The organism is Bradyrhizobium murdochi (assembly GCF_000472965.1).
GTDB classification, from domain to species: Bacteria; Pseudomonadota; Alphaproteobacteria; order Rhizobiales; family Xanthobacteraceae; genus Bradyrhizobium; species Bradyrhizobium murdochi.
This window is the reverse complement of sequence record NZ_AXAU01000017.1, coordinates 32,245-45,521: the sequence shown is the minus strand read 5'-3', so window position 1 is coordinate 45,521 and position 13,277 is coordinate 32,245. Positions and strand designations below refer to the sequence as shown.

At 63.3% G+C, this 13,277-nt stretch carries 12 protein-coding genes and 1 pseudogene; 9 read left to right on the top strand and 4 right to left on the bottom strand.

Features of this window, described 5'->3' with window-relative positions; genetic code table 11:
* Nucleotides 1-140: 140 nt before the first annotated feature.
* The 8 genes and pseudogenes from paaC (at nucleotide 141) to YUO_RS0126895 (ending at nucleotide 7,348) form a co-directional block, all read left to right on the top strand.
* Nucleotides 141-917: a 1,2-phenylacetyl-CoA epoxidase subunit PaaC gene (paaC, locus tag YUO_RS0126930; RefSeq protein WP_028350057.1), complete on the top strand. Its 777-nt coding sequence runs from the start codon at nucleotides 141-143 to the stop codon at nucleotides 915-917.
* A complete protein-coding gene (gene paaD / locus YUO_RS0126925) occupies nucleotides 911-1,414 on the top strand; it encodes a 1,2-phenylacetyl-CoA epoxidase subunit PaaD (protein ID WP_028350056.1) in 504 nt (167 codons plus the stop codon). The genes paaC and paaD overlap by 7 nt, the downstream gene beginning before the upstream one ends.
* Before the next feature lie 2 nt (nucleotides 1,415-1,416).
* Complete coding sequence (gene paaE, locus YUO_RS0126920) at nucleotides 1,417-2,496, top strand: 1,2-phenylacetyl-CoA epoxidase subunit PaaE (RefSeq protein ID WP_028350055.1); 1,080 nt, start codon at nucleotides 1,417-1,419, stop codon at nucleotides 2,494-2,496.
* 193 nt (nucleotides 2,497-2,689) lie between these two features.
* The gene (gene paaI, locus YUO_RS0126915) at nucleotides 2,690-3,148 is read left to right on the top strand and encodes a hydroxyphenylacetyl-CoA thioesterase PaaI (RefSeq protein WP_028350054.1); all 459 of its coding nucleotides are present in this window, start codon (nucleotides 2,690-2,692) and stop codon (nucleotides 3,146-3,148) included.
* A gap of 19 nt (nucleotides 3,149-3,167) precedes the next feature.
* The gene (gene paaK, locus YUO_RS0126910; RefSeq protein ID WP_028350053.1) at nucleotides 3,168-4,499 is read left to right on the top strand and encodes a phenylacetate--CoA ligase PaaK; all 1,332 of its coding nucleotides are present in this window, start codon (nucleotides 3,168-3,170) and stop codon (nucleotides 4,497-4,499) included.
* 139 nt (nucleotides 4,500-4,638) lie between these two features.
* Nucleotides 4,639-4,955, top strand: a pseudogene (locus YUO_RS41860) (GIY-YIG nuclease family protein).
* 85 nt (nucleotides 4,956-5,040) lie between these two features.
* On the top strand, nucleotides 5,041-6,054 hold the full coding sequence (locus tag YUO_RS0126900) for a quinone oxidoreductase family protein (protein WP_028350052.1): 1,014 nt from the start codon (nucleotides 5,041-5,043) through the stop codon (nucleotides 6,052-6,054).
* Between the two features lie 235 nt (nucleotides 6,055-6,289).
* Nucleotides 6,290-7,348, top strand: a complete 1,059-nt coding sequence (locus tag YUO_RS0126895) for a YeeE/YedE family protein (RefSeq protein ID WP_198028103.1) — start codon at nucleotides 6,290-6,292, stop codon at nucleotides 7,346-7,348.
* A gap of 125 nt (nucleotides 7,349-7,473) precedes the next feature.
* On the opposite strand, the gene YUO_RS0126890 is transcribed toward YUO_RS0126895, so the two are convergent.
* The 4 genes from YUO_RS0126890 to YUO_RS0126875 form a co-directional block, all read right to left on the bottom strand.
* A complete protein-coding gene (locus YUO_RS0126890) occupies nucleotides 7,474-8,697 on the bottom strand; it encodes a bifunctional alpha/beta hydrolase/OsmC family protein (RefSeq protein ID WP_028350050.1) in 1,224 nt (407 codons plus the stop codon).
* A 176-nt stretch (nucleotides 8,698-8,873) separates the two neighbouring features.
* A complete protein-coding gene (locus YUO_RS0126885; RefSeq protein ID WP_028350049.1) occupies nucleotides 8,874-9,539 on the bottom strand; it encodes a sulfite oxidase-like oxidoreductase in 666 nt (221 codons plus the stop codon).
* A 33-nt stretch (nucleotides 9,540-9,572) separates the two neighbouring features.
* Nucleotides 9,573-10,994: an amidase gene (locus YUO_RS0126880; protein ID WP_028350048.1), complete on the bottom strand. Its 1,422-nt coding sequence runs from the start codon at nucleotides 10,992-10,994 to the stop codon at nucleotides 9,573-9,575.
* 237 nt (nucleotides 10,995-11,231) lie between these two features.
* The gene (locus YUO_RS0126875) at nucleotides 11,232-12,008 is read right to left on the bottom strand and encodes an SDR family oxidoreductase (RefSeq protein ID WP_028350047.1); all 777 of its coding nucleotides are present in this window, start codon (nucleotides 12,006-12,008) and stop codon (nucleotides 11,232-11,234) included.
* Between the two features lie 174 nt (nucleotides 12,009-12,182).
* On the opposite strand from YUO_RS0126875, the gene YUO_RS0126870 reads away from it, so the two are divergent.
* Nucleotides 12,183-13,262 carry a tartrate dehydrogenase gene (locus YUO_RS0126870; RefSeq protein ID WP_028350046.1) on the top strand — a complete coding sequence of 360 codons (1,080 nt, stop codon included), beginning with the start codon at nucleotides 12,183-12,185 and terminating at the stop codon, nucleotides 13,260-13,262.
* The last annotated feature ends 15 nt before the right edge of the window (nucleotides 13,263-13,277 follow it).

Below are 13,277 nucleotides of genomic sequence, written 5' to 3'. Positions count from 1 at the left end.
CGCCCCAGACCTCATCCTGAGGAGCTTGCGAAGCAAGCGTCTCGAAGGATGGCGGCAACGGGACTCGCAGCCCATCCTTCGAGACGCGCCCTTGGCGCTCCTCAGGATGAGGTCGGAATGTGAATAGACAGGAATAGAGTATGACTGCAGCCAATATCCAGGTCTCCGAAACGCCGCTGGTGCTCTACACTCTGCGCCGCGCTGACGATGCCTTGATCCTGGGCCATCGGCTGTCGGAATGGTGCGGCCATGCGCCGATGCTGGAAGAGGACATGGCGCTCGCCAATATGGGCCTCGATCTGCTCGGCCAGGCGCGCGAGCTTTATTCCTACGCGGCCAAGGTCGAGGGCAAGGATAACGACGAAGACAAGTTCGCTTATCTCCGCGATGTCAGGCAGTATCGTAATCTCCTGCTGCTGGAACAGCCGAACGGCGATTTCGCGCGCACCATGGTGCGGCAGTTCTTCTATGCTGCGTTCGCCGATCTCTATTGGCGCGCGATGATGCGCTCCACCGATGCAACGCTGGCGGCGATTGCGGCGAAATCGGAAAAGGAAAGCGCCTATCACGTCAGGCATTGCTCGGAATGGATCATACGTCTCGGCGATGGCACCGAAGAAAGCCACCGCCGCACGCAAGCGGCGATCGACGAGCTCTGGGCTTTCACCGGCGAGATGTTTTCGGTCGACGACAGCGAGCGCGGCCTGATCGATACCGGCATTGCGATCGACCCCGCCACCTTGCGCCCGCAATGGCTGAAGACGGTATCGGGTGTCGTCCGCGAAGCGACGCTTGTTCTGCCCGATAACAACTGGATGCAGCAGGGCGGCCGCAGCGGGCGGCACAGCGAGCATCTCGGCCATCTCCTCAGCGAGTTGCAATCGATGCAACGGACGTTTCCGGGGGCGACATGGTAACGGCCATCCACAGCGACACTGATCTGCGCCGCCGCGCCTGGGAGGCGGCGTCGCAAGTGGTCGATCCCGAAATACCGGTGCTTACGATCGCCGATCTCGGCGTACTGCGCGACGTCGAGGTTCATGAAGGCCGCGTCGAGGTCGCGATTACGCCCACTTACTCCGGCTGCCCCGCGATGAACATGATCGCGCTCGAGATTGAGTTGGCGCTGGAACGCGCCGGAATGCCGCGCCCGACCATCCGCACCGTGCTGTCGCCGGCCTGGACCACGGACTGGATGAGCGAGGACGGCCGCAACAAGCTCCGGAAATACGGCATCGCCCCGCCGCAGGCATCACACTCGCGCCGCGCGCTGTTCGGCGAACAGCAGGTGGCGTGCCCGCAATGCGGCTCGCAAGACACCGAGGTGCTGTCCGAATTCGGCTCGACCTCCTGCAAGGCGCTGTGGCGCTGCAAGGCCTGCCGCGAACCCTTTGATTATTTCAAGTGTCATTGACCATGTCCGTCGCGCCGCGTTTCCATCGTCTTGCCGTCAACGACCTCCGTCGCGAGGCGGCCGATGCGGTATCGATGACGTTTGCGATCCCGAAGGAGCTGGAAGGCGACTACAGCTTTGCGCCGGGACAATACCTCACTTTGCGTACCACGATGGACGGCGAGGAAGTGCGCCGCTCCTATTCGATCTGCTCTGGGCCTGACGATGGCGAGCTGCGCATCGCGGTGAAGAAGGTCGACGGCGGCGCGTTTTCGAACTGGGCAGCGGACGAATTGAAGGCCGGCGACGAACTCGACGTGATGACGCCGACTGGCCGTTTCGGCGTCGCCCCTGCGCCGGACGAGGCGAGGGTCTATGTCGGATTTGCCGCAGGAAGCGGCATTACGCCGATCCTGTCGATCGTCAAGGGCGTGCTGGCGCGCGAGCCGAACAGCCGGTTCTTCCTGTTTTACGGGAACCGCACCACGTCAAACATGCTGTTCCTCGAAGAACTCGAGGAACTGAAAGACCGCTTCATGCAGCGGTTGTCGCTGTTCCACGTCATCTCGGGCGAGGAGCAGGACATACCGATCCTGCATGGCCGGCTCGATGGCGCGAAAGTGCGCGTGCTGTTGCGCTCGCTGGTGCCCGCCTCGAGTGTCGATCACGTCTTCATCTGCGGCCCCATGGGCATGAGCGAGGAGATCGAGACCACTTGTCGCGAGATCGGCATTGCCGAAGACCGCATCCATGTCGAGCGCTTTGTCTCGGAGTTCGGTGGCAAGCCGCGCGCGAAGAAGGTTGTCGAGCCGTCCGCACCGCCGAAGGCGATCGCCTCCCTGATCATCGACGGCAAGCGCCGCGAGGTGCCGGTCGCCGAAGGAGAGGCCATTCTCGACGCCGCGTTGCGCGCCGGCATGGATTTGCCGTTCGCCTGCAAGGGCGGCATGTGCTCGACCTGTCGCGCCAAACTGGTCGAGGGCGAGGCGCAGATGGAAGTCAACTATTCGCTGGAGCCGTGGGAGCTAAAGGCGGGATTTATCCTGACCTGCCAGGCGCGGCCGTGCTCAGACAAGGTCGTGGTGGACTACGACCATGTGTGACGGCATCGTCATTCCGGGTTCGCGTCTGCGACGCGCCCCGGAATGACGGAAGCGGTTGAATGAACAGATACCGGGATCGTTGACACCTTAGGTGCTTCGTCCCAACACTGACTACGTAAGAGGCCTGATAACAGGCCCGTGCGCACAAGGAAGAGAACGTCGTGGATCTGTCTCGCAGAGCGGGCACACCGCTATGAACGTCGCGCTGTCACCCGACGAGATCGCCCGCGCCTGCGCGGAGGCGATGTGGAGGGAAGACGACGCGAGCAAGGGCCTCGGCATGAAAATTGTCGAGGTCAAGCCGGGGCAGGCGACGCTGACGATGACGGTGCAGCCGCACATGGTCAACGGCCAGCGCATCGCCCATGGCGGCTTCATTTTTCTCCTCGCCGATTCCACCTTCGCTTTTGCCTGTAATTCGCGCAATGAGCGCGCGGTCGCTGCGCAATGCGATATCGCCTTCATACGCCCGGGCAAACTCGGCGACGTGCTGGTCGCGACCGCGCGGGAAGTTTCGCGTAACGGTCGCTCCGGGATCTATGATGTCCGCGTCACATCGGGCGATGTCGTGATTGCTGAGTTCCGCGGTCATTCCCGCACCGTCACCGGGACGTGGCTGCCGGCCGCGGACGAAGAGACCAAACAAAAATAGCAAGCGAGAGGAACACGCCATGGCCATGGCAAGATTGAAATCCAGCGGAAGCGGTTACGGCGCTGAATTGGATGAGGCCGAGCGCGCTTCGCGTGACGAGATCATGGCGTTGCAGACCAAACGGCTCGCCTGGTCGCTCCAGCACGCCTACGACAATGTGGCGCATTACAGGAAGGCATTTGACGCGGCCGGCGTGCATCCCTCCGATTTCAGGCAACTCTCCGATCTCACGAAGTTCCCATTCACGACGAAGACCGACCTCCGCGACAATTATCCCTTCAAGATGTTTGCCGTGCCCCGCGAAAAGCTGGTCCGCGTGCACGCGTCCTCGGGCACAACGGGCAAGCCGATCGTGGTCGGCTATACGCAAGGCGATATCGATGTCTGGTCGGAGGTGATGGCGCGCTCGATCCGCGCCGCCGGCGGCCGCACCGGCATGATCATTCACAATGCCTACGGCTACGGCCTGTTCACCGGCGGACTCGGCGTGCATTACGGTGCCGAGAAACTGGGCTGCACCGTGGTGCCGGTTTCCGGCGGCATGACCGAACGCCAGGTGCAACTGATCAACGATTTCAAGCCCGACATCATTACGGTGACGCCGAGCTACATGCTCGCTATCTCGGACGAGTTCAAGCGGCAGGGGCTCGACCCGCGTCAGGCGTCGTTGAAGTTCGGCATCTTCGGCGCCGAGCCCTGGACCAATGCGATGCGCGCCGAGATCGAGCAGACTTTCGACATGGACGCGACCGACATTTACGGGCTGTCGGAAGTGATCGGCCCCGGCGTGGCGCAGGAATGCGTTGAGACCAAAGACGGCCTGCATATCTGGGAGGATCATTTCTATCCCGAGGTAATCGACCCCGAGACCGGCGCCGTGTTGCCGGACGGCGAGAAGGGCGAACTGGTATTTACCTCTCTGACCAAGCAAGGCTTTCCGATCATCCGCTACCGCACCCGTGACCTGACGCGGCTGTTGCCGGGCACCGCGCGCCCGGGCATGCGGCGCATGGAGAAGGTCACCGGCCGCTCCGACGACATGATCATCCTGCGCGGCGTCAACGTATTCCCGACCCAGATCGAGGAAGCGCTGCTGGCGACCGACTGGTGCGGCGGCCATTTCATCATCGAACTGACGCGAGAAGGGCGCATGGACGAGATGACGGTGCTCGCCGAAGCCCGTCCCGAAAGCTGGGACGGCAGCGGCTTGCAGGCGCACGCCGAAAAGGTCGCGCTCTTCATCAAGAACACCGTCGGCATCACCGCGCGCATCAAGGCGGTGGCGCCGGAAACGCTGGAACGTTCGCTCGGCAAGGCGAAACGTGTTTACGACAAGCGGCCGAAAGCCTAGCTTTCTCCCCTCATGGTGAGGGGGCGCATTAGCGCCGTCTCGAACCATGAGGCCACAGACGGGCCAGCATCCTTCGAGACGCGGCGAAGGCGCCGCTCCTCAGGATGAGGGGCGGAAGCGGAGAACGTGGAGGTCGAAAATGACGGAAGGCGCCTTTCTCTACATCCTCCGCTGTGCCGACGGCAGCTTCTACATCGGAACGACGCGCACGACACTGGAAATAAGGATTGCGCAGCACAACGCGGAACGCTTGGCGGCTATACCGCAATCCGACGACCGGTCACCTTGGTGTTCTCGCAATGGTTCGACCGCATCACCGACGCCATCGAGAACGAACGCAAACTTAAGAAGTGGAGCCGAGCCAAAAAGGAAGCCTTCGTGCGAGGTGATTTCGAAGCCTTGCGGCAGCTTTCCGCGCGGCGGTCGCGGCATCCTACGAAGCCAACGGCGGTTTGACACCCCTTGCACTAATCGGCCGGTCCGTTAGTCATTGGCCACGCAGCTCCCGCCGCCGACAGCGCTCAAGCCAACCGGAGATATCGTGAAGCCGGCTCCCAAGTCAGATAGCCAATTGGTGCAGGCCCGCTGCGTCCGCCTACCGGCAAAAGTCGCCGACGCTGCCTCACTTGCGCCCGTCATCGAGACGCGCGCGCTGTCGCGTGGCGGCAACGAGTTGCTGATCGAGGTCAAGGCGGCGGCGGTCAATCCGTCCGATGTGAAGGCGGCGACCGGGCTGATGCCCTATGCGGTGTTTCCGCGCACACCGGGCCGCGACTATGCGGGCGTTGTCATCGATGGGCCGGATGGTTGGATCGGGCGCGAGGTGTTCGGCTCTTCCGGCGATCTCGGTATTCGCCGGGACGGCACGCACGCTACGCATCTCGCGGTCGAAGCCGACGCCGTGGTGGAGAAGCCCAAGGGCATTTCATGGGAGGAGGCGGCCGGCATCGGCGTGCCTTTCGTCACCGCGATGGAAGGCTTGCGCCGCGCCGGCGTTCCGAAGGCAGGCGAGACCTTGCTGGTCATGGGCGTCAACGGCAAGGTCGGGCAGGCTGCGGTGCAGATTGCGAGCTGGCACGGCGCGCGGGTGATCGGCGTGGTGCGCAAGAGCGAGCCCTACGAAGGCCACGCCAATTCAAAGGTAGAAGTCATCGACGCTTCCGCAACCGATGTCGCGGCGCGCGTGCGCGAACTCACCGGCGGCAAGGGCGCCGACATCGTGTTCAACACGGTCGGCGATCCCTATTTCCAGGCAGCACACCAATCGCTGGCGGTGCGCGGGCGGCAGATATTGATCGCCGCAATCGACCGCATCGTGCAGTTCAATATTTTGGAATTCTATCGCGGCCAGCACACCTATGTCGGCATCGACACCCTCGGCCTGTCGTCGATCGCGACTGGCGCGGTGCTGCGGGAGCTCGGGCCTGGATTTGCCAGCGGGCATCTCAAGCCGTTCCCGATCCAGCCGGCCGCGATCTATCCGCTGGAACACGCCCGCGCTGCCTTCATCGCGGTCGCCGGCTCGTCGCGCGACCGGGTGATCCTGCGGCCTTGAAGCAGGTATTTGCTGGAGGCGCGGGATTCCTCATTCTTTCGTGGGGAATAAATCTGCCGTACCCCGCCCGCGCGCAATGATTTCATTCCGCCGTGGCCGATCTCGGCGGGCGATTCATTCTTCGCATCGTTGCGGCGTGGACGCGCGGACGTTTCCAACATATTAGCAACTGCTGAAATGGCTCCTATTTGAGCGGTAACCGCTGCATCGGCCGCGCGGGAACAGGGAAACACCAGTGCTGGACAGTGCCAATATCGTCGTCATCAGCGGATTGCTGATCGGTCTCGTCTATGGATCGGTCGGATTGTTGAGCGGGTTTTGCTTGCTCAGCAGCCTCAGAGGGTTTTGGGCTAAAGGTGACGGCCGGCTGGTGCGCACCTATGCGCTGGCGATCGGCGTCGCGGTGGCCATGACGCAGTTGCTGGCTGCGGGCGGCCTCGTCGATATCGGCAAGTCGATCTATCTGCAGCCGTCGTTCTCCGCGCCTGTGATGTTCTTCGGCGGGCTGTTGTTTGGTTACGGCATGGTGCTGTCGAACGGCTGCGGCTCGCGCGCGCTGGTGCTGCTTGGGCGCGGCAATCTCCGCTCCTTCGTGGTGGTGGTCGTGCTGGCGATCTTCGCCCAGATGACGCTGAAGGGCCTGATCGCCCCGTCGCGCATCGCAATGGTCGGGGCGTCGCAGACCACGGCCACAGCGAATTCGGTGCCGGCCTTGTTTGCCGCCGCAGGCTTGAGCGCAACGGCCGCGCGCATGCTGGCCGCCTCGGTTATCTCCGCAGCGCTGATCATTTTTGCCTTTGCACATCCCGCTTTCCGGCGGTCGCCGGGCCAGATCGCCGCGGGTCTCGTCATCGGCCTGTTGGCGGCGGCGGGCTGGTTTGCCACCGGCTATCTCGGCGCCGACGATTTCAATCCCACGCCGGTGACCTCGCTCACCTTCATCGCGCCGATCGCGGACGCCCTTCAATATGTCATGCTGTCGACGGGCTCGACGCTCAATTTCGGCATCGTCACCGTGTTCGGCGTCTTCGCCGGCAGCCTCGTGACGGCGCTGTTGACTGGACGCTTTCAGCTAGAAGGTTATCAATCGCCGCGTCACATGCTGCGCTCCGGCAGTGGTGCCGCGCTGATGGGCATCGGTGGCGTCATGGCGTTCGGCTGCTCGATCGGGCAGGGGTTGACGGGATTTTCCACACTGGCGCTTGCTTCGCTGATTGCCTTCGCCGGCATCCTCGTCGGCACCGCCGCCGGTCTCCGCGGCGCACTGCGGGTTCGCCCACTGGCGGCTGCTTAGGCGTTTCGACAGCCGGGCTTTCATCCTTCGAGACGGCGCTTTCGCGCCTCCTCAGGATGAGGTCATCTATCTCCTCATGGTGAGGAGCGCAGCGAAGCTGCGCGTCTCGAACCATGAAGGCCCGGCTACTCCGCCGCCCTCGTCACGATCCGTATCTTTGACGTCAGTGTCCGGTGCACCGGACACTTGTCCGCAATCTCCATCAGCCGCGTGCGCTGACCGGCGTCGAGCGCGCCTTCAATCGAAATCACCCGGTCGATCTGATCCAGCATGCCCTCGCGCGTCTCGCATTCGGCGCAATCCGTTGCGTGAATCTTGCTGTGCTTCAGCGTCACGGTGACGCGGTCCAGCGGCAGCGATTTGCGATCGGCATACATCCGCATCGTCATCGACGTGCAGGCGCCAAGGCCTGCGAGCAGGAAATCATATGGTCCCGGCCCGCTATCCTGGCCGCCGACGGCAACGGGCTCATCCGCCACCATCTGATGGGGACCTGTGGCGACGATCTGCTGGAACTTGCTGTTGCGGGTTTCACGAACTACGACGTTACGCGGCGCCTCGCTCGCGGCAGAAGCAGGCTGCGCCGCGGCGGGCTCGATATAGCGCTCGGCCCACGCGGCGATGACGTCGGCGACATAGGCGCCGTCCCGTTTGCTGCTCAGCAGGTGATCCGCGCCAGACAGCGAGACAAAGCTCTTGGGATGTTTGGCGGCAACGAAAATCTTGGTGGCGTTGTCGATGCCGACCGTGTCATCGGTCGGCGAATGCATGATCAGCAGCGCCTTGTGAAGGTCTGCGATCCGCGCCGCCAGGCTGTGTTCGGCGATGTCGTCGAGGAACTCGCGCTTGATGTGAAACGGCCGCCCGGCGAGCTGGACCTCAACCGTGCCGTGCGTGCGGATGTCGTCGAGGCGATCCTTGAAGAGATGCGTGACATGCACGGGATCGGAGGGAGCCGCGATGGTGACGACTGCCTTTGCCTCCGGTATCTGCCCCGCGGCAGCGAGGATCGCGGCGCCGCCCAGGCTGTGGCCGATCAGGATCGCGGGCGCCGTGCGGGTTTCGCGCAAATGATCGGCGGCGTGGACGAGGTCGGCAACGTTCGAGGAAAAGGTCGAGTTGGCGAACTCGCCCTCGCTGGAGCCGAGCCCGGTGAAATCAAACCGCAATACCGCGATGCCTTTTGCGGTGAGCGCCGTCGCAATGCGTTTCGCCGCCAACACATCCTTGCCGCAGGTGAAGCAATGCGCAAACAGCGCGTAGGCTTGCACCGGTCCGTCCGGCATATCGAGGGCAGCGGCAAGCTGATGGCCGCCTTCGCCGGTGAATTGAAAGCGTTCGCTCGGCACGGCAATCTCCTCAGTGGATTGCGGATCTCTCGGCTGCGGCATTGGCCTTCATGGTTCGAGACGCGCGGCGTCGCCGCGCTCCTCACCATGAGGGTCTCAGACCTCATCCTGAGGAGGCGCGCAAGCGCCGTCTCGAAGGATGAAGCCCCCGAACGGAAAAGCACGTTAAACTACCTTCAATCGCCTGAATAGCGCTGCTCGGCCCACGGATCGCCGCGGTTGTGATAGCCGCGTACTTCCCAATAGCCCGGCGCATCCTCTGCCAAAAACTCAATGCTCTGCAGCCATTTCGCGCTTTTCCAGAAATAGAGATGCGGCACCACCAGCCGCACCGGGCCGCCATGCTCCTGCTCCAGCGGCGCACCGGACCAGCTATGGGCGAGCAGCGCATCCTCGGCGGCGAAATCTTCCAGCGGCAGATTGGTAGTGTAGCCGTCATGGGAGTGCAGCACCACGAATCGCGCTTCCTCGCGCGGCCGGCAAGTGTCCAGGAGGTCACGCGTTGCCAGCCCCTCCCATTGATTGTCGTAGCGCGACCAGGTCGTGACGCAGTGAATGTCGGATACGAACTTGCTCTGCGGCTGGGCCGTGAACTGCGCAAAATCCCAGAAGATCGGTTTTTCGACTGCGCCGTAGACGTCAAGCCGCCAGCGCTCGCGGGAAATATTGGGCGTCAGTCCCAGATCGAGCGTTGGCCAATCCCTGGTCAGATGCTGCCCTGGCGGCAGCCGTTGGTCTTCAGGCCGCGAGGTCTTCCCGGTGAGGAATTTTCCCTCGCGCGCCCAGCGTTCCTTGCTGCGCGTCAGCTTGCTCTCGGGCAGCGGCTCATTCTCATCGGTCATGTGAAGGGCCCCTCATCGGCAAGCGCGCCTGGTTTACCTCAGTGCCCTCGGATCGATCGGCGTCGTGCCGCGCACGCCCAGAATATCCTCCAGCACCTTGGCTCCGGCGAGCAATTGCGCCTCGCCGCGCGGCGGCGCGACCACCTGCAGCCCAACCGGAAGGCCAGTGGCCGTGAAGCCGCACGGCAACGACAGTGCAGGACAACACACCAGCGTGATCGCGTAGACGATGCCGAGCCATTCGACGTAATTGTCGAACTTCTTGCCGGCGCATTCGGCGACGTAGCGGTTCTCGACCGGGAAGGGCGGCACGATCGTGGCGGGGGCGAGCAATAGATCGTACTTTTCGAAAAATTCCAGCGTGCGCGCGGTCATCGCGACGCGCTGCGCCTCGGCGCGTTCGAGCTGTTCGACCGTCAGCTTCAGGCCTTCCTCGATATTCCAGATCACCTCGGGCTTGAGCAGGTCGCGTTTCGTGCGCAGCAGCGCCGCCTTGGAAAGCGCGAAGTCGAACGCGCGCAGCACATGAAAACATTCATGGGCCTCGCGCAGATCGGGATGCGCCTCTTCGACGATGACCCCTAGCTCCGCAAAGCGCTGCGCCGCCTTGTGGGTGACGGCGGCGACTTCCGCGTCGACCGGCGTGATGCCGAGGTCGGGCGAATAGGCGACGCGCTTCGGCTTGTTGCCGGAGCGGACGGCTGCGAGAAACGAATTCGGCAACACCGGCAGCGACAGCGGATCGGCGGGGTGCTCGCCGCTCATGGCGTCGAGCAGCAGCGCCACGTCTTCGACATTGCGCGCCATCGGGCCCTGAACTCCGAGATTGCGATCGATGGCGGCGATTGGGGTATGCGCGACGCGGCCGATGCTTGGCCGCAATCCGACGATGCCGCAGAAGCTCGCGGGATTGCGTAAGCTACCGCCCATGTCGGAGCCGTGCGCCAGCCAGGCCGTGCCGGTCGCAAGCGCGACCGCCGCGCCGCCCGAGGAGCCGGCCGCGGAGCGCGACGTGTCGAAAGGGTTGCGCGTCGGGCCGAACACTTCGTTGAAGGTGTTGGCGCCGGCACCGAATTCCGGCGTGTTTGACTTGGCGTAGATCACCCCGCCATTGTTTTCGAGATGCTCGACCAGAATATCTGACTTCGCCGGAATGTTGTCCCTGTAGATCGGCGAGCCCTGCGTGGTCAGGACGCCGGCGACATTGGTAAGGTCCTTGATCGGGATCGGAAGACCGGCGAGCAGGCCGCGCTCGGCGACGGGCTTGTTCATCAGCGCGCTGGCGTGCTTGCGGGCGCGATCGAAGCACAGCGTCGGCAGCGCGTTGACCTTGCCGTCGACCTCGGCGATGCGCTTTTCCAGCACGTCGAGCAGGTCGAGCGGAGTGACTTCGCCCGATTTCAGCTTGCCGACAATGGCAACCGCCGTCTCACGCACCAGCCCCTGATCAGCCACTTCGATACTCCTGCTTCGGCTCTCGATCGCAGATCGTGCTGTAGAACATTTTCCGGCAAAGTGGAAACGCATCAGTGTTGTGGCCGACCGAAGATATTTGCATGCCGCGTGTCCCTGTCGACCCTCATGGTGAGGAGGCGCACCGCGCCGTCTCGAACCATGCGGCCCGCGGCCCATCCTTCGAGACGCCGCGCGATGCGCGGCTCCTCAGGATGAGGGAGAGTGCGTGGCGAGAGCCTAACCCCACCCCGCCGTATATCCGCCATCCACCATAAAGATCACCCCCGACGTATATCCCGAGCGATCCGACGCCAGGAATGCCATGAGGTCGCCGATCTCGCGCGCATGCGCGGGGCGGCCGAGCGGCATGTTCTTCTGGAATTCCTTGTAACGGTTCTCGTCGCCGAACTGGTTCTTCGCCCGCGTCTTCAGGAGCGTCACATGGCGGTCGGTGCCGACGGGGCCGGGATTGATGCCGACCACGCGGATATTGTCGGCGAGGCTTTTTCCTCCAAGCGCGCGGGTGAATGCCATCAGCGCCGCGTTGCCGGCGCTGCCGCAGATGTAATTAGCGTCGAATTTTTCTCCGGCAGCGCCAATGTCGTTGACGATGACGCCGGCGCCGCGCGCCTTCATCTGCGCGTAGATCGCGCGGGTGAGATTGATGTAGCCGAACACCTTCAGCTCCCAGGCGTGGCGCCATGTCGCCTCGTCGATCTTGTCGATCGAGCCGCCGGGGATGTCGCCGGCATTGTTGACGAGAATGTCGATATCGGCGGCTTCGTTGGCGAGTCTTGCGATATCCTCGCCCTTGCGCAGGTCGACGACATGGGCGGTCGCGGCGATCTGGTGCGCCGAGCGCAGCCGCTCGGTCAGCGCTTTCAACTGCTCGCCGCTGCGGGCGGCCAGCATGACGTCGCAGCCTTCTTCGGCAAAGGCTTCGGCCGCGGCCGCGCCGATGCCCTTGGAGGCGCCGGTGATCAGGACGCGCTTGCCGCGCAGATGCAGGTCCATGGGATTCTCGTGTGGTGAGAGGAGGGTGGAAGACGGTCAGCGAAATTGGTAAGCGGCGGGCGCCGTCTCGGTCAACATTGCAGTGCAGCGTTGCGCGGCAGGCGGGATTGGTCCATTGCAAGACAATCGAATAACCGGCATTAGCGGCCGGGCAAGACAACAAGGAAACTCTCGATGAGCAGCGCAAAAAAGCAGTATCGGATCGCGGTCATTCCCGGTGACGGCATCGGCAAGGAAGTGATCCCCGAAGGCCTGCGCGTGCTGGAGGCGGCAGCAAAAAAACACGGCGTTTCCGTGCATTTCGATCATTTCGATTTCGCGTCCTGGGACTATTACGAAAAGCACGGCGAGATGATGCCGGAGGACTGGAAGGATAAAATCGGCAAGCATGATGCGATCTATTTCGGCGCGGTCGGCTGGCCCGCGAAAATCCCCGATCACGTTTCGCTGTGGGGCTCGCTGATCAAGTTCCGGCGCGAGTTTGACCAGTACGTCAATCTGCGCCCGGTGCGGCTGATGCCCGGTGTGCCGTCGCCGCTGGCCAACCGCAAGCCCGGCGACATCGATTTCTGGGTGGTGCGCGAGAATACCGAGGGCGAGTATTCCTCCGTCGGCGGCCGCATGTTCCCCGATACCGACCGTGAATTCGTCACGCAACAGACGGTGATGACGCGCACCGGCGTCGACCGCATCCTGAAATTCGCGTTCGAGCTGGCGCAGTCGCGGCCAAAGAAGCATCTGACCTCGGCGACCAAGTCGAACGGCATCTCGATCACGATGCCCTATTGGGACGAGCGCGTGGAGGCGATGGCGAAGAAATATCCAGGCGTGAAGTGGGACAAGTACCACATCGACATTCTCACCGCGAATTTCGTGCTGCATCCGGACTGGTTCGACGTCGTGGTCGGCTCCAATTTGTTCGGCGACATTCTCTCCGATCTCGGCCCGGCCTGCACCGGTACCATCGGTATCGCGCCATCCGGCAACATCAACCCGGAAGGTAATTTCCCGTCCGTGTTCGAGCCGGTGCATGGCTCGGCGCCCGACATCGCTGGGCAGGGGATTGCCAACCCCATCGGCATGATCTGGTCCGGCGCGATGATGCTGGAGCATCTCGGCGAGAAGCAGGCAGCGGAGTCCATCGTCGGCGCCATCGAGCGCACGCTGGGCGAGCGCACGCTACGCACGCGCGATCTCGGCGGTAACGCGGATACGGTGGCGTGCGGCAAGGCAGTCGCGGAGATGGTGGATTAGGCAAGACCCTCATGG